Origin of the sequence: Thermotoga sp. SG1 (assembly GCF_002865985.1) — a bacterium.
Taxonomy (GTDB): Bacteria; Thermotogota; Thermotogae; order Thermotogales; family Thermotogaceae; genus Thermotoga.
Genome location: NZ_LNDD01000002.1, coordinates 104,649 through 122,269, shown reverse-complemented (window position 1 = coordinate 122,269; position 17,621 = coordinate 104,649). Strand labels below are relative to the sequence as shown.

13 protein-coding genes are annotated in these 17,621 nt (G+C 45.4%); 7 read left to right on the top strand and 6 right to left on the bottom strand.

All coding sequences use genetic code 11. The annotated features are described in order from the left end of the window. The first annotated feature begins 69 nt into the window (after window positions 1–69). The 7 genes from AS006_RS02710 (at window position 70) to AS006_RS02680 (ending at window position 8,051) form a co-directional block, all read left to right on the top strand. Complete coding sequence (locus tag AS006_RS02710; RefSeq protein ID WP_101512844.1) at window positions 70–1,305, top strand: ABC transporter substrate-binding protein; 1,236 nt, start codon at window positions 70–72, stop codon at window positions 1,303–1,305. A gap of 55 nt (window positions 1,306–1,360) precedes the next feature. Further along, the gene (locus AS006_RS02705) at window positions 1,361–2,242 is read left to right on the top strand and encodes a carbohydrate ABC transporter permease (protein WP_101512843.1); all 882 of its coding nucleotides are present in this window, start codon (window positions 1,361–1,363) and stop codon (window positions 2,240–2,242) included. Between the two features lie 12 nt (window positions 2,243–2,254). After that, window positions 2,255–3,091, top strand: a complete 837-nt coding sequence (locus tag AS006_RS02700; RefSeq protein WP_101512842.1) for a carbohydrate ABC transporter permease — start codon at window positions 2,255–2,257, stop codon at window positions 3,089–3,091. A gap of 265 nt (window positions 3,092–3,356) precedes the next feature. Then, a complete protein-coding gene (locus AS006_RS02695) occupies window positions 3,357–4,388 on the top strand; it encodes a sugar-binding protein (RefSeq protein WP_101512841.1) in 1,032 nt (343 codons plus the stop codon). 65 nt (window positions 4,389–4,453) lie between these two features. After that, window positions 4,454–5,404: an ABC transporter permease gene (locus tag AS006_RS02690; protein WP_233185607.1), complete on the top strand. Its 951-nt coding sequence runs from the start codon at window positions 4,454–4,456 to the stop codon at window positions 5,402–5,404. Next, window positions 5,401–6,888: a sugar ABC transporter ATP-binding protein gene (locus tag AS006_RS02685; protein ID WP_101512839.1), complete on the top strand. Its 1,488-nt coding sequence runs from the start codon at window positions 5,401–5,403 to the stop codon at window positions 6,886–6,888. Before AS006_RS02690 ends, AS006_RS02685 begins: the two co-directional genes overlap by 4 nt. A 14-nt stretch (window positions 6,889–6,902) precedes the next feature. Further along, entirely contained in the window at window positions 6,903–8,051 is a 1,149-nt protein-coding gene (locus AS006_RS02680) for an ROK family transcriptional regulator (protein ID WP_101512838.1), read from the top strand. 22 nt (window positions 8,052–8,073) lie between these two features. On the opposite strand, the gene AS006_RS02675 is transcribed toward AS006_RS02680, so the two are convergent. The 6 genes from AS006_RS02675 to AS006_RS02650 all read right to left on the bottom strand — a co-directional run bounded on the left by AS006_RS02675 (window position 8,074) and on the right by AS006_RS02650 (window position 17,616). Beyond that, window positions 8,074–9,816: a WD40 repeat domain-containing protein gene (locus AS006_RS02675; RefSeq protein WP_101512837.1), complete on the bottom strand. Its 1,743-nt coding sequence runs from the start codon at window positions 9,814–9,816 to the stop codon at window positions 8,074–8,076. A gap of 76 nt (window positions 9,817–9,892) precedes the next feature. Next, window positions 9,893–12,424, bottom strand: coding sequence for a type I pullulanase (gene pulA / locus AS006_RS02670; RefSeq protein ID WP_101512836.1), 2,532 nt, complete (start codon window positions 12,422–12,424; stop codon window positions 9,893–9,895). An 18-nt stretch (window positions 12,425–12,442) separates the two neighbouring features. Continuing rightward, complete coding sequence (locus tag AS006_RS02665) at window positions 12,443–14,425, bottom strand: glycogen-binding domain-containing protein (protein WP_101512835.1); 1,983 nt, start codon at window positions 14,423–14,425, stop codon at window positions 12,443–12,445. Window positions 14,426–14,440: 15 nt separating this feature from the next. After that, window positions 14,441–15,586, bottom strand: a complete 1,146-nt coding sequence (locus AS006_RS02660) for a hypothetical protein (protein ID WP_101512834.1) — start codon at window positions 15,584–15,586, stop codon at window positions 14,441–14,443. Window positions 15,587–15,596: 10 nt separating this feature from the next. Then, window positions 15,597–16,259 (bottom strand): hypothetical protein, encoded by a 663-nt coding sequence (locus tag AS006_RS02655; RefSeq protein ID WP_101512833.1) that lies wholly within the window; start codon window positions 16,257–16,259, stop codon window positions 15,597–15,599. 4 nt (window positions 16,260–16,263) lie between these two features. After that, window positions 16,264–17,616: a hypothetical protein gene (locus AS006_RS02650; RefSeq protein WP_101512832.1), complete on the bottom strand. Its 1,353-nt coding sequence runs from the start codon at window positions 17,614–17,616 to the stop codon at window positions 16,264–16,266. Window positions 17,617–17,621 lie beyond the last annotated feature (5 nt).

Below are 17,621 nucleotides of genomic sequence, written 5' to 3'. Positions count from 1 at the left end.
GGCAAAATATCTAGTAGGTTAATTTGATTGTATCATCATTTAACTCATACTTAAGGAGGTGTTCTCATCATGAGAAAGTATTTTGCTCTACTTCTTACTGTTCTTCTGGTTGGTGGTCTCTTCGCAGTGAAGATCACCATGACATCTGGAGGGGTTGGAAAGGAACTCGAGGTTTTGAAGAAGCAGATCGAGATGTTTCAACAGCAGTATCCAGATATCGAAGTGGAGATCATACCCATGCCGGACAGTTCAACCGAAAGACACGACCTTTACGTCACGTACTTTGCTGCCGGTGAAAGCGATCCAGACGTTCTCATGCTCGACGTGATCTGGCCGGCAGAGTTTGCACCGTTCCTCGAGGACCTGACGGCCGATAAAGACTACTTCGAACTCGGTGAGTTCCTCCCTGGAACGGTGATGGCTGCTACAGTCAACGGAAAGATCGTTGCCGTTCCATGGTTCACCGATGCTGGCCTTCTTTACTACAGAAAAGATCTTCTCGAAAAGTACGGATACGATCATCCTCCAAGAACATGGGATGAACTCGTTGAGATGGCAAAGAAGATCTCCCAGGCCGAAGGTATTCACGGGTTCGTCTGGCAGGGTGCAAGGTACGAAGGACTTGTCTGCGATTTCCTCGAGTATCTCTGGTCCTTCGGAGGAGACGTTTTGGATGAAAACGGAAACGTTGTGATCGACTCACCGCAGGCTATTGATGCGCTTCAATTCATGGTTGATCTCATCTACAAACACAAAGTCACACCCGAAGGTGTTACCACCTACATGGAAGAAGACGCAAGAAGAATCTTCCAGAACGGAGAGGCAGTCTTCATGAGAAACTGGCCGTACGCATGGTCCCTTGTGAACAGCGACGAATCTCCGATCAAAGGAAAAGTAGGAGTAGCACCTCTTCCGATGGGACCCGGCGGAAGAAGGGCGGCAACTCTCGGTGGCTGGATGCTTGGAATAAACAGCTTCTCTTCTCCTGAAGAAAAAGAGGCGGCAAAGAAACTCATAAAGTTCCTCACAAGCTATGAACAGCAGCTCTACAAGGCCATAAACGCTGGTCAGAATCCAACAAGGAAAGCCGTTTACAAAGATCCAAAACTCAAGGAAGCTGCTCCTTTCATGGTTGAGCTTCTCAGTGTCTTCTTGAACGCCCTTCCAAGACCAAGAGTTGCAAACTACAGTGAAGTTTCCGATGTCATTCAGAGGTATGTGCACGCTGCACTGACAAGGCAAGCAACATCGGAAGAGGCGATAAAGAACATCGCAAAAGAGCTGAAGTTCTTACTCAGCCAGTGAGGATGCGAGGGGTCACCCCCTCGCTTATCTTTAGAAGAAGCGAGGAGGAAAAAACATGGAAAAAAGAAGCGGTTGGACAGCGTTTTGGATGATCTTGCCAACCATTCTTGTCATCTCAATAATAGCCTTTTTCCCGCTTTTCAAGACCTTTTATGATAGCTTTTACAGTTTCGGGTTGAGACCCGGTATAGAAAGAAAATTCGTAGGGCTTCAAAATTACTTCAGGCTTTTCCAAGATACTCGATTCATCATGGCTTTGAAGAACACGATCTTCTTCACGGTCGTTTCGGTAGCACTCGAAACGATTCTCGGTGTACTCATTGCCATCGTTGTTCATCAAAGGTTTGCCCTCAGAGGAATTGTAAGGGCTGCTATGCTCGTTCCATGGGCAATACCAACCGCCATCTCTTCTCAGATGTGGAGATGGATGTTTCACGATCAGTTTGGAATAATGTCAAGGCTCTGGGAAAAACTGGGGATAATAGATCCTGGAACCCCTATCCTGGGAACACCTGGACTTGCTATGTGGGCAATCATATTCGTTGATGTTTGGAAGACAACACCATTCATGGCTCTTCTGATACTCGCTGGGCTTCAGGTGATACCCGAGGACATCTATGAGGCAGCGAGGATAGATGGAGCAGGGACAATACAAAGATTCTTCAGAATCACTCTTCCACTTATAACACCAACAATCGGAGTGGCTTTGATCTTCAGAACACTCGATGCACTGCGTGTGTTCGATGTTGTGTACATCATGACAAGAGGAGCGGTGAACACGGAAACCCTGGCCGTGTACAACAGACACGTTCTGATGGACAGGGCTTTCACCGGCGCGTGGTTCGGGTACGGTTCGGCGATTTCTGTGTTCATATTCGTTCTCATCTCGATCTTTGCGATCCTCTACATAAAGTCTTTGAAGTTGAGACTCGACTGAGGAGGGAAAGCAATGAGTCGTTCTTTAACACAGAAGATACTTCTTTACGTTGCCGTTGTCTTCATTCTTGTGTGGTGTGTTTTTCCTCTCTACTGGGCTTTTGTCTCTTCGATAAAACCAGATCAGGATCTTTTCGAAAAGAACCCCTCCCTTTTCCCAAAAAGAGTCACCTTTGAAAACTATGTGAAGGTCTTCAAGGAAAGGCCTTTTCACATAAACATCAAAAACAGTATCATAGTGGCGGGTGTGACAACTGTTGTGGCTTTGACCATTGGGTCTCTTGCCGGATACGCCATCGCGAGGCTCAAATTCAAGGGAAAGGTTGTCGTGATGTCGCTGATCCTTGCGGTGAGCATGTTCCCGCAGGTTTCAATACTTGGTTCACTCTTTTTGATCTTAAGAAGCATGAAACTGATAAACACCTACACCGGGCTCATCATACCCTATACGGCTATGAACCTGCCCTTGACAGTTTGGGTACTTCAGAGTTTCTTTAGAGAACTTCCCAAAGAAGTTGAAGAATCTGCCTTCATTGATGGTGCTTCAAAACTGAGAACGCTCTGGTCCATCGTTCTTCCCATGTCTGCACCAGGACTTGTGGCAACAGGACTTTTGACGTTCATTGCAGCCTGGAACGAGTTCCTGTTCGCACTCACTTTTATGCAAAGGCCGAATTTGTACACCGTCCCAGTTGCAGTTGCTCTCTTCAAAGGTGCTTCCCAGTACGAGATACCGTGGGGTCAGCTCATGGCTGCCGCTGTCATTGTCACACTTCCGCTTGTCATTCTCGTCTTGATCTTCCAGAACAGGATCATAGCAGGATTGAGTGCAGGGGCTGTGAAGGGTTAATAATCAGTCATTTTTGGTGATTATTTACTTTTACAGTGAATTATTTCCAATCATGTTATGAAATCTCCTTCGATCTCCTTTTTTCTAGTCAAAAAGCAATTTGAAAAACAAGGATCCTATGTGCAATAATATAGCACGAATTAATTTGATTCCATCGGAAATTAATAATTTACATCACCGTTTTGCTTTAATAAAGCTTGTTTTCCAAACAATCATAATTATACGTTAAATTTAGATTACACTCTTTGTTGAGGAGGTGTTTTTTATGAAGAAGGGTCTGGTTTTACTTGGACTGATACTTGCATTCTCCGTGTTCGTTTTTGCAGAAGACATCAGTATACTTCTTGCTCCTAAGTCTCTCAACAACCCGTACTGGTTTGCAGTGGAAAACGGAATGAAGGATGCAGCGGAGAAGCTTGGAATCAAAGCAACTTTTGACGCACCCGTTGAAGCAGACGCTGCGAAACAGGCTGAGAAGATACTGAGTTACATTGTGAAAGGTGTCGACGGAATAGGAATCTCTCCAAACGACCCAGAAGCGATAAAAGTTGTGGTTAAGAGGGCATTTGACAAAGGAATCCCAGTGATCATGTTTGACTCTGATTCTCCAGATAGTGGAAGGTATGTGTACATAGGAACCAACAACTACAACGCAGGATACGAGGCAGGAAAATTGATGGCACAATTCATAGAAAAGTACAAACCTGAGAAAAAGACCATCAAACTTGCCATACTCACAGGAGGACTCGCCGCTCTCAATTTGAATGAGAGAATAAGGGGATTCAAGGACGCTCTTGAAGAATATTCCAAACAGAGTGGAAGAGAGATCGTTTATGTAGCTGACCCATTCCCATGCGATGACGACTCCGCAAAGGCTATTCAGATCATCAGAGATGTGACCAGAAAATACACAGACCTTGATGGTTGGTTCATGTCTGGCGGATGGCCTCTCTTTGCTCCAAAGGAAACCGTCATCTCTGCTCTTGGTGGTCCTGAAAGAATGAAAGACTTACTAGTGGTTGGCTTTGATACTCTGCTTCCAGAACTCGAACTCGTCAAAGCCGGTGCCGTCAAAGGACTTGTTGGCCAGAGGCCTTATGATATGGGTTATCTCTCTGTCCTTGTTCTCTATAACATGGCAAAAGTTGGTGTTGAGAACACATTGAAGATATTACCGAAAGTTGTCAGAGAGGATGGAACAGTTGACTACATCATTGACACAGGTGTGGACGTTGTTACAGAAGAAAACGTTGACCAATTTTACGAATACGCAAAGAAGATCTACTCCAAGCGTTAACGATGTAGAATCAACACAGAAGGGGGGTTATCCCCCCTTTATTAAAGAACAAATACAAGGGAGGCGTGGTTGAGTTGTGGAAGAGGTTGTTCAAGGCAAAAGAAGCGGGAATATTTTTGATACTGGTAGCGATCGTGATATTTTTGGGGATAACGACGGAAGAGTTTCTGACGGTGGAGAACATATTCACGGTGATACTGAACGTATCGTTCATAGCGATCATGTCGTTTGGGATGACGATGGTGATCATCACAGCAGGGATAGATCTTTCGGTTGGGTCGGTGTTGGGTGTAGCAAGCGTGGTGATGGGGCTTTTGATGAACGAGAGGGGAATATCACCTTTTTGGAGCGTAGTTTTGGGGCTTTTAGTTGGTGTGGGGTTTGGTCTTGCGAACGGTCTTTTGATCACAAAGGCAAAACTTGCACCGTTCATCAGCACACTTGGTATGCTCAGTGTGGGCAGGGGGCTTGCATACGTACTGAGCGGTGGATGGCCGATATCACCGTTTCCGGAGAGCTTCACGATACACGGTCAGGGAATGCTAGGTCCTGTACCCGTTCCGGTGATCTACATGGCAGTGATAGGTGTGATCAGCCACATATTTTTAAAGTACACAGTGACGGGGCGGAGGATCTATGCGATAGGGGGGAACGAAGAAGCATCCAGGCTGGTTGGGATTAAGACGGACAGGATATTGATCATGGTGTACACAATAAACGGATTTTTGGCGGCATTTGCTGGTTTTCTGTTGACGGCATGGCTTGGTGTGGCACAGCCTAATGCGGGACAGGGATACGAACTTGACGTGATAGCGGCGACGGTGATAGGAGGGACCAGTCTGTCAGGAGGGGAAGGAACGATACTTGGTGCATTTTTGGGAGCGGTGATAATGGGAGTTTTGAGGAACGGGATGATACTGCTTGGCGTATCATCGTTCTGGCAGCAGGTAGTGATAGGAATAGTGATCATCATAGCGATAGCGATAGACCAGATCAGGAGGGCGAAAGAGAGATGAAGCCCATACTTGAGGTGAGGGGGATACACAAAAGATTCCCCGGGGTACACGCACTCAAGGGAGTGAGCATGGAGTTTTATCCAGGAGAGGTACATGCGATAGTGGGAGAGAACGGAGCGGGAAAGAGCACGTTGATGAAGATCATAGCAGGGGTGTATGAACCCGATGAAGGGGAGATCATATACGATGGCAGAAGTGTAAGATGGAGTCATCCGAGCGAAGCGATAAAAGCGGGGATAGTGACGGTGTTTCAGGAGCTATCGGTGATGGATAATCTGTCTGTGGCGGAAAACATGTTCATGGGGGACGAAGAAAAGAGAGGGATATTCGTAGATTACAGGAAGATGTACAGAGAGACGGAAAGATTCATGAGAGAAGAATTTGGGATAGAGATAGATCCTGAGGAGAAACTGGGGAGATACTCCATAGCGATCCAGCAGATGGTGGAGATAGCGAGGGCAGTTTACAAGAGGGCGAAAGTACTCATTTTAGACGAGCCAACATCCTCTCTCACACAGAAAGAGACGGAGAAACTTTTTGAGGTGGTGAAGAAACTCAAGGAGAAAGGAGTTGCGATACTCTTCATATCACACAGACTGGAGGAGATCTTCGAGATATGTGACAGAGTGAGCGTTCTGAGGGATGGAGAGTACATAGGAACAGACAGAATAGAGAACCTGACGAAAGAAAGGATCGTGGAGATGATGGTGGGAAGAAAACTTGAGAAATTTTACATAAAAGAAGAACACGAACCTGGGGAAGTGGTACTGGAGGTGAAGAACCTTTCTGGAGAGGGCTTTGAGAATGTATCGTTCAACTTGAGAAGAGGAGAAATCCTTGGATTTGCAGGGCTCGTTGGGGCAGGAAGGACAGAGTTGATGGAAACGATATTTGGTTTCAGACCAAAGAAGAGTGGGGAGATATACATAGAAGGAAAGAAAGTTGAGATAAACCATCCACTGGATGCGATAGAACATGGAATGGGACTTGTGCCAGAAGATAGAAAAAGACTTGGGCTCATACTCATCATGAGTATCATGCAGAACGTATCGCTTCCCAGTCTTGACAGGATAAAGAAAGGACCATTCATATCGTTCAGGAAGGAGAAAGAACTGGCAAAGTGGGCGATTGAAACATTCGATGTAAGACCTCCGTATCCGGACAGGAAGGTTCTGTATCTTTCCGGAGGAAACCAACAAAAGGTGGTACTTGCAAAGTGGCTCGCTCTGAAACCAAAGATCCTCATACTCGATGAACCTACAAGAGGAATAGATGTCGGAGCAAAGGCGGAGATCTACAAAATCATGTCGCATCTTGCAAAAGAGGGAGTAGGAGTCATCATGATCTCTTCTGAACTTCCAGAAGTTCTTCAAATGAGTGATAGAATCGCTGTGATGAGTTTTGGAAAACTCGCCGGTATCATCGACGCTAAAGAGGCTTCTCAAGAAAAAATTATGAAACTCGCAGCTGGATTGAATGGGTAAAGGAGGTTCACAAATTGCAAAACATGGAAATATATTCTCTGAAACAGACAAGGACGATCAATAAATTGAGAATTCTCAACACAATAAGGTTTGAACCGGGGGTCACTCGAAACATGATCTCGGAAAAAACAGGGCTTGATCCCAGCACCGTTACAAAGCTTGTGAACGAGATGAAGAGAAAGAAGATGATCTACGAAAAGGGAATTCTCCCTTCCAAACTCGGAAGGCATTCCAAAAGGTTATATGTGAACAGAGAATTTTCCAGAGCGGTAGTGGTCGATCTTGGAGTGACACACTCTCTTGTGGGACTTTCCTTTTTCGATGGTTCTGTAGAGGTCATCGATGAATTCGACACACCGGATACACCAGAAGAATGCTTTAAAGTTCTGACGGAGAGAATTTCCAGATTCCCCGGTGTGTTTCCTCTCATCGTGATAGGTGTTCCTGGATCTGTTGACAAGACCCACAAAAAGTTGGCATTCGCTCCGAACCTGAACAGATGGCGAGACGTCGATGTAGAGAAGTACTTCAAGGTGTTCGAAGTCTATCTGGAAAACGATGCAAATCTTGCAGCCCTTGCAGAGACGATGAAAAACAAACACTTCGGAGATCGAAAAAACATCGTGTACATTCTCGTGAGGGAAGGAATAGGTGGAGGAATAATCATTGAAGGAAGGTTGTACAAGGGATCGTTCAACGCAGCTGGAGAAATAGGCCACATGAAGATGTACGACAGAGGGCCCTGTTTCTGCGGAAGAGTGGGGTGCTGGGAGGCGAATACATCCATATCCCACTGTGTGCATCAGTACGAAAAGGAAAAAGCCCTTCCTGGAAAGACCATGTACGAGAAATTCGAAGCTCTGTGCAGTCTGTACGAAAGGGACGACCTTGCAAAGAAGATCCTGGACGAGTTCACAACCATCCTGATAGATGGGATTGTAAACCTTGTAAACATATTGAGCCCAGAAATAGTAATCGTTGGAGGAGAAGGAGTGTTTCTTCCCGAAAGTGTTTTTGAGAAAATTGTATCGGAGACAAAAAGACAGGTTCATCCCATGGACAAAGAAGTTTCTGTTGAAAAAGGAAGCTTTTCGAACAAAGAAGTGGTTCTGGTCGGAACTTCGATCCTTTCTTCTATGATGATAAGTGAGAAACTGGTATAAAAGAAAGAGGGGGAACTCCCCCTCATTTCTCTTCGAAGATTCTTATCTTTCCATCTCCACAGGGAATCAAGAGTTGACTGCCTACCTTCACAAAATGTCCCACCTTTTGATCCGATACCTTCAGTTTGGTTTTCAAAGTTAGTTCCGGAAAATCGAAAACATACAGGTTTCCGTTCCATGTTCCGACAAAAAGATTTTCTTCGCTGAAGAGCAAGGAAGATACGGCCTCACCCAGAGAGATCTCCTTCACCTTTGAACCCGTGTTCAAACTCCAGAGTACGATCTTTCCATCTTCACCACCGGACACAAGGTAATTCCCTGAGAACTTTACGACGTTCACATTTCCTTCATGGGCATCAAGAGAGAACACCTTGTCACCCGTTTCCATGGAAAGAACTTCCACATATCCTGTTTTTCCCTTTGGATCTGAGTAAGATACTCCAATCGCAACGAACTTTTCATTCATATCGATAGTTTGAACGATCTCGTGCTCTGTATCTTTTCTCCATATCTCGTTGAAGGAAGGATAATCGAACAGTGCAACACTTCCATCGTAAAAGCCAACAGCAATTTTCCCATTGAAAAGAGCTATGTCCATGGTACTGGTTGTTCCAACTTTTAACCTTTTGATCAGTTTTCCATTTTCTAGGTTGTATATCTTGATTGTGTTGCTGTCCAGACAGGAAATGATGGTGTTTTCAACTATCAGAAGTTTTCTCACACTTGCAAGCGCTTTGATTCTGTGTGTTACCCTTCCTTCTTCCACGTTCCAGACAAGTATCTCTCTATCGTCGCCGCCACTGGCCAGTGTCTTTCCATCGTCTGAAATTGCCAGCGCATTCACCGAAAGTTTGTGCCCAAAGAGAGAGTACTTGAGTTCCAGCTGTGCACTCCAGACGTTCACAATGCCGTCCATTCCATAGGTGACTATGGTGTCATCGTCTGATGAGACCAGAAGGACAAAGTTGTTGTGCGCGTTCACAGATTTTACCGTCTCTCCGTTTTCAACGTTCAGGATCACGGCTTTGTAGTCGTCTGTTACGAAAACAACCATGTCGTTGCCGAGGAAATCAACATCATTCACTGTTATGACATGGTCTTTTTGAAGAACGAGTTTTCCATTCGAAGCATCCCATACCTTCACCGAGTTTCCTCCACACGTGGCTATGAGTTTGCCATTTTCAGAGAAGACAATCTTCTTTATCCCTTCTGGATGGGCTTTGAGAGGAATAGAAAGAGATGGATTCGAAAGATCTCTGATCACAGCAAGTCCATTAGCTAAACCAACCACATACCTGCTGCCACTTGCAGCAATTTGGACGACAGAAGGTCCAAATCTTTGGTTAGATATCTCCTTTCCGTCTGGGAAAGACCATATCTTCACTGTTCCATCGAAGGAGGCGCTGAGGATCTTCCCGTCCGAAACAGTAACAGAAGAAACCCCCTTCATATGACCTTTGAGCAAAGAAATCTCTCCCGTTTCGATGTTTGTAACGCCGACCGTTTTATCGTCAGATGCGCTCACAATGAAACCATCACTGTACACGACACTGTTTACCCTATTTTCATGGACTTTAAATGCCATGTAATAGAATCCATCTTTGTAGACAACGATTTCTCCATTTCCCGTTCCAAGTATGAGATAACCATTTTTAAACGTCATGGCGGAGACTTCACTGAACCCAAGGATCTTCTCCAGGTGGAAAGTCTGTGGAAAGAGAAGCACCGTTGCAAGAACCAGGATACCGAATACCAGTTTTTTCATCGTAAATCAACCTCCCGAATTGAATCTCAAAGCCCCAGCAGATGCTGGGGCTTCTTGTGGCATTTTATCACTTCCTTCATTCCCTGTACAGAACGTAGGCAGAGAGTGGTTCCAGTTCGATCGTTCCTTCTACAACCTCGATCACTTCTGTACCCGCTTTTTGTCCATTCACAACGAGGTTCCACTTTCCTTCCGGAAGTTTGTATGTTTCTTTTTCTAGATTTCCGTTGTAAATCACCACTATGTCTTTCCACGGATCTCCACCTGCGTGATCTTTGAGCATGAACGCAACGATCCTTCTTCCACCAGGCAGAAACTCCAGGTGCTTTTTAATCTCCTCTGCAGTTTTTAGTCTGAATGCAGGATGTTCCTTTCTGAGTTTTATGAGCCCTTTGTAATAATTGAACACATCTATGAACTGAAGCTTTCTTTCGTAGTCGAATCCGTTTATCGAGATGGGAGCGTTGTAGGAGTTGTCGTTGAAGTTCTTCGTCCTGCAGAAATCCTGCCCTCCGTGGAGGAAGGCAACCCCTTGAGAAGTGAGTATTATTGCCCCAGAAAGCTTTTGAGCGTTCTTCAACTCTTCTTCGGTCCATTTTTTCTTTTTGTCTGCTTTTGCGGCAAGGTAGTTTTTATCCCACAAGGTGTGGTTGTCATGACAAGCAACGTAGTTGATGGTCTCTTCGGGGTCTGAAGCAAAACTCTTTATGAGTTTTCCATCGTAGTTGATGCTTCCCACAACACCTCTTTTGATCTTGGTCTCTTTTCCATATCCACCCATCGCAAATCCTTTGACGCTTGGATTGAACACAGAACCTCTTATTGCATCTCTGAACTCATCGTTGAAGGCGGCTACGTGTGTGCCGGTAACATCGTTCTTTCCAAACCTTATGGGAGCACCCCAGCCGCCCCAGGGTTCACCGTAGATGATGATCGTTGGATCGATCTTGTGGAGGGCTTTCTCCAATTCCAACATGGTCTTTTTGTCTATAAGACCCATCTGATCGAATCTGAAACCGTCTATGTGGTACTCTTTTACCCAGTATGTCACAGTATCCACGATGAATTTTCTCATCATGGGTCTTTCACTTGCGATGACGTTTCCTACTCCGCTTTCGTTCAGATATGCTCCTGTCTTGTCGATCCTGTAGAAGTAGTAGGGTACCGTCTGATCGAAGGCAGAGAGTTCTCCAATACCGTAAGTGTGAGGAAACACCATGTCCATAATCACGCCTATACCGTTTCTGTGCAGGGCTTTCACCATCTCTTTGACTTCTCTGATTCTCGTGTATGGATTCTTTGGATCCGTTGAGTATCTCCCTTCAGGTACCATGAAAAGGTAAGGATCGTAGCCCCAGTTGTAGTACTTTTCGAAGTCTTTGTCCAGTTCATCCCCCGTGTAGAAATCGAAGAAAGGCAGTATGTGAACGTGCGTAACACCAAGTTCCACAAGGTGTGAAAGGCCCGTTGTCACTCCACCAGGCCCTTTAGTGTTCCCCTCTGTGAGTCCAAGGTAAAGTCCTCTGTTTTTCACTCCGGAGTTTTCAAGACCGGTTATGTCTGCTATGTGAATCTCGTAGATTATAGCGTCTTCATATCCTCCGATCTGTGGCCCTTTGTCGCTTTCCCAGTCTTCTGGATTCGTTTTAGAGAGATCCACCACGGCGCTCTTTTTGCCGTTTGCGTAAACTGCTTTGGAATAAGGATCGACCGTTGTTCTCACCTTTCCATAACTTTCCAGTTGGTAAAGATAGAAAACTCCATCCAGATTTCCTTCCACCACCGCTTCCCACACGCCGTTTCCTCTGTAGTCCATATCCACTTCTTTGAACGGTTCTGCGTCATCTCCGTTTCTGAAAAGAAGCACCTTCGCCCACTTTGCAACGGGAGACCATACTCTGAAGATCGTTCTCTCAGGAGAGTAAATGGCTCCAAGTTCACCGTCGTAATAGTAATCGTCCAGGATCTCCATCATGATGACCCTTGCAGGTTTGTATCCTTCCACGATCAGCTCCACATCTTTTCTGAGATCTTCTTCCCTCAAAGGCTCAGAGAGAACGACCCTCACGTAGTTTGTCACATCCACATCCGTAGGATCTGCCTTTTCCACCCTGGAGATGGGAATCTCTTTTCCGTCTACTGTAACTTTGAAAAGATCTTTCTTTTTGGTATCAAGCGGGTTTGTTAAAAATGCCTCTATCACTTTGTTCGATCTTGCCTGTGCAAAGAAGATTCGAGGAGATGTGTCTGGTTTTTCGTAGAATATCTCCTCCACTCCTTGAAGGATCCACACTTCTGCTTTTCCGTCTTTTATCTCTATGAATCTGTCTTTTGCAACGTCTTTTGCCTGCCACTCGTTGAGTCTCACGATGATCCCCACCTTTGTAAGATCAAGAGGCAGTTTCACTATAGCAACTTTACCAAAGTCGTCTTCATCTGTAAACTGGTAGGCTTTCCCTTCCTGGGAGACGGGTTCTACAGGCCATATCCAGAGGTTCCATCCGTCGTACTTTCCATCGTACCGGTGGTAGTGAACTATTATGGTGGTTTCGGAAAAGATCAGTGCAGCAAAAAGAAGAACAAGCAGGATCCAGAGTCTGACCTTCATGAAAAGATCACCTCACCTTCAGAAATTGACTTCACCGTAGAAGTTCATATAGATGTTCTTGTAGGCATCGTATATAACACTGAGCCTTGCCTTTGCCGTGTCGTTTCTGAGTTCTCCAAAGACAGAAATCCAGTCAGGATCAGTTTCAAAATTGTTGTAATCACCATATCTGTAGGAAAGACCAAGAACATAAGTATCATCGAACACGTATCCTGCACTCACGGTGTAGGTGTTGTTGTTCATGTTGTAATCTCCATAAAGTTCCAGATTGAAGATATCCAGACTGGCCTTCAGAAGGCCTTTATCGTCGGTGGAGGTTTTCTCGTAATAGAGGTAGTTCAGATCGTAGGCATCGGCATCGATTGAAAGATTCACGAAATAAAGAACAGGCTTGTCGAAAATCGTTCCTGTCCAGATGGTCGTCGTGGCACCGAGAAGATCAAAGGAGAAGAAGCCCAAAAGATTCACCTTTTCCACTCCAAGAAGGTAGTTGATACCAAAATACGCACCGAAGTTTTCTCCTGAAACACCAAGGAGAAATCTTTCTTTTTTGGCATCGGTGTCGAATCCTACATCAGCTATGATCTCGTACGAAAGAACGGAAATTCCCAGACCAAAACCGGTTTTGTGGAACCATCCTTCGTAAGGTGTTTCTTCACCCAGAATGGGTGCGTTGTAGTGACCAAAGACCTTGAAACCATCGCTTTCCACATCTATCTTTGCACTTTCAAGCAAAGATCCACCAGGGTTGAAACTGAGAGTTGCCTTCAAAAGATCGGTTCGCACTCCAAGAGTGAGATTATGAGAGCCTACGAGAGGATTCAAAAACGTATCCGTTGCATACTGATAAGTCAAGTAAATGGAGTATTTTCCAAAGAACGGTGTTTCACCGCTTGTTTTCTCCTCAAGTGGTTCTATCACCAGTTCTCCATCTTTCTCCACGAGCCTGAAGGCACCATTTTTTCCTCCAAAACCATCGGGCACATAGGAAGGAGCGTAAGGATCTTCCTGCCAGACCTGGCTTCCTGCTATCGTGAAGACATATTTGTATTGGTAGGTTCCTGGTGTCAATTTGATCCTTGCTACCCACAGATCTCCCTTTCTTTCCATTGGGTTTGCCGTTGTACTCCAGTTGTTGAAGCTTCCAGCAACATAAGCTTCAGAAGCTTCTGGTTTCTTAACGGCAAAAACGACGTATCCACCTTCCACAGTGAGACCCTCTTTGAGAGTGCTTTCCTGAACAACAGGTTCTTTTTCTTCAGCGATGCTCTTTTCCTTTTCAACAGGAGATTTCACCTTCAGTTCCCCGTTCTCTTCATAGACTTCGAAAACTCCATTTTTTCCTCCAAATCCATCGTCAACGAACGCGAACGCATTTGGATCTGTGACCCATTTTTCTCCGTTGACAACAAACTTGTATTCGTAGATACCAGGACCAAGTTCCAGAACTCCCTCCCACCAGCCGTCCTCTATTGGGTACATTTCTATCTCCTCTGCGTTCCAGTTGTTGAAATTTCCGGCTATGGTTACAAACTCAGCATCGGGGTTGTAGTATCTGATAACCACAACGCCATCTTCAACAAATATGGTGTCTTCCCTTTCTGGATTGGGTTCGTATTCTTTTTCCTCTCCTTTCTTCTGAGGGCCAACGATAAAGAGTTCTCCGTCTTTTTCTACGAGGGTGAATATTCCGTTGTAGCCCCCAAATCCATCGTCCACGTATCCTGGAGCGCGTGGATCTTCCTTCCACATGGTGCCATCTATCACGTACTTGTACTGGTACGTTCCAGGTTCAAGTTCAAGCTCTACTCTCCAGAGTCCGGATTCAACTTCTTCCATTGGAAGGGCCGTTGGACTCCAGTTGTTAAAAGTTCCGGCAAGATAAACCACTTTTGCACCTTCCCACTCGAAGGTGAAAACCACCTTGCCGTTTTCGACGAAGACATCAGAGAACGCGAAGATACTCATCAGCAAAACAGCAAAAAGCAGGATCTTTTTCATGCCCCAAGCACCTCCTTACCACCATGTTGAAAATTCAAGGGTAACCTTTTTCTGAAACGTCGTTTTGCTTGAAAAATCTCCATCACCGAGGGCGATTTTGAACTCAGAATTTCCCTGGGACACCTTCAACTCGTAATAGGCTGTGTACGCCTCTGTGTAGAGCGTGTTCAAGTACTGCCATTTGGCGAAGAAATTTATGCTCCCAAAGGATCTGGAAAGTTCTGCGTAGAAAACCTCTCCCATGGCCGTTGTGGAATCGTGAGCGGGCTTTCCAAACCTGTAGGAGACCTTTCCATTGAAGCCTATAAAAGTGAAGTTCTTTCCAACTTCCATTCCAAAATCGTCCCAGTTGAGAATATCGGAGTCAAACTTCGTTCCTTCTTTCCAGACTTTGAACCAGAGGTCGTTTGCTGAGTACTCAAAACCGTACTTTGGGGTTTTTGACTTGAACCTGTAATCCATCCAGAGTTTGAAATCTCCCAGTGTTGTCCAGAGGTTTGCGAGTATCTCCCCTTTCAGGCTATTGTCGTTCACGAAGTCACAGTAATCCAGACGTGTTTCGGATCCAACGCCAGTTATCTTCGCACCGTGTCTCCAGTCAACGGAAGAGATTCCCATCATGTAGAAGAAATTCTCTGCGCCCACTTTTTCCTCGTAACTCACGCCGATTTCTCCAAAGTATCTCAGGTTGGGCTCCCAGTTGAAATCAAAGTAAAGGTCGTTGACCGTGGAATGTTTTCCTGCCATCATGCTGAAAGAAATATCAGAAAAACCACCACGGTACTGAAGGTACTGAACATCGCCTGCGATCACGCCCCTGAATCCAAAGGATGTGACCTCAACACCGTTTCTCTGCTCTCCATCGTCGTCAAAGGTGTATATTCCCATCCAGTCTCCTGTAGAACCAAACAACCTGTTGTAATATGCCTTCAGGTCTATCAGATCTGTATCGAGGTTTATGTATCCGGAGTCGAGTTTCAGGTCTTTCGTTGTGAACTCACCGGAGAGGTTGTTCCCCGAAAGATAGAGTTCTGTGTAGCTCGACCCGGTTTGATTTTCCAGACCGTAGGAATAGCCAACCTTCATGGATCCTGACGGGGAGAACGAAAACGCATAACTCAAAATCAACACGCTGAAGATGAATATCCAGAGTTTTTTCATCTTTCTCACCTCACTCTACACGTGCTTGAAGCGTGCTTGTCCTTGGATCGTACTCTATGACGAGCGTTCCATCTTTGTCGGCGGTGAAGGTTGCGTCCATACCGTATCCAGCGTTGTAACTTGTCCCATCGAACTGTTCTTCGTACGGCTTCCAGTCCTCGCTTCTTGCGATTTTGTATTTTACCGTTTCACTAGCAGAGATGGTGTATCCCGTGTTCAGTATGAACTTTCCATCTTGAAGGGTCATCTCTTCAGGTGCCCAGTTGTTGAAATCTCCAGCACAGTACCAGGGAGGTGTTTCTTTTTCTGAGTCTCCCACTCCTTTTGCCGTGTTGTTTTCCATCAAGTTCGGTGTTGCGTACACTGTAACGCTATCTCCTACAAGTTGCTTCCACAATGGAATCCCAGAAGAGGTCTTCACCACCTCTCCATTTTCGACGACCACGACCTGATACCATGCGATGTCATTTTCAAAGTTCAAAACGGAGGAAGAAAGCTCCAGGGTGTAAAAATCACCCTGAAGCGTCATTTTGTACTCTGGATTCGGTACTCCGTTTGAAAAGTCCCCAACGACGTAAACCCCATCTGGAAGCTTTATATTGAGCAAAGTCATGCAACCAGAAAGAAACACAACTAGCAAAAGAGCAGAAATTATCTTTTTCAAGATACTCACCTCCTCAATTTACAGAAAGAAAGTACAAGCTTGTGAACGTGTCAGAATCACCCCATTCATTAGCGTTATCACCAACAGTACTATCATCAGGAATACTATCCACAGCTGAAGAATTGTCGCCTCCTGCCACCCAGACAATCAAAGCTATATCCTGCTTTCCACCAATTTTTTCCCAGGGAATAGCGATCTCCATCGTTTGAAGACCATTCGTTGTGTCTCCTGTATGAGCAAATATTCCTGAAATATCGGTTATCGTCTTGTAATCCCAGCTAGAACCATCAAACGTACAGAAATTGTTACTGCCTAAACCAGATCCTCCGTCCCACCAGAAGTAGATCTCATAATCCACAGCATATCCAGCATCGAAGTTTATCTTTCTTCCCCATGCATCATTGTCTCCAGTATAATAACCGCCTGGTTTTGTGTCGATACCTATTCCATAAGCAGCACCCCAAGATTCTGAGTTTCGAGTATCAAATCCTATATAGAGATATGTTGCATCGTAAGTTACATAAAGCTGGTACAGGTCTGCACCGTTTCCTCCACCAGGATTTGTACTCGTTGCAACGGGAGTTCCAAGATCACTCAGATCTCCATCTACAACGATTGTAGTTGAAGGTTCTGGGGTGGTGGGTTCTTCTGGAGTGGGTTCTGTCTGATTTGCCTCTTCTGTCACATTGCCCTGGCTGTCACACACAACGAAGTTCACAACGGATGCTGGCTGTGGAAGACCACCATCCGATGTTGCATCGTGATCAGGATGATTAGGATAGAAGTCTCCAATCCACTGGTTTCCTCCGCCTGTTCCACCACTGATGGCAAAGGCGGCCTTTACCTGATCAACCTGTTCGGTGATGGGAATTGAAAGCTCAACTATTGTAGAACCTGTTCCAAACTGCGCACTCACCTGATCTGTTATCTCTGTCAGCGTGCCGTCTTGCGCTACTCTCCAGACTTTGTAACTGTTATCCTGGGCTACTTCGACTATGATGTCTATGTCTCCATATTCATTCTTGAACTCTCTTGTTGCATTGTTTAAACCCGTGTAAGAAACTGTCTGAGATCCACTCACACCAACAAGGTCGACCAAAGCCAGAAACACGTTTTGATTGCCGTCACCACCAAGAACATATTCGCCAGAAATGTAGACATTTTCTCCATCGAACAAAAGCCCTGCCTTCAAAAGTTCGTTGTCCGAGCCCCACTTTGAATCGTCAGCGGCATCGGATTTTACTTTGTCTCCCCAGTCATTCAAATCCCCATCCACAGAAACCATCCCTTTAACCACCGGCGGTGTCCTCAGACATCCATAGAGCACAAAGGAAACAACCAGCAAAACCAAAAGTAACTTCTTCATTTTCG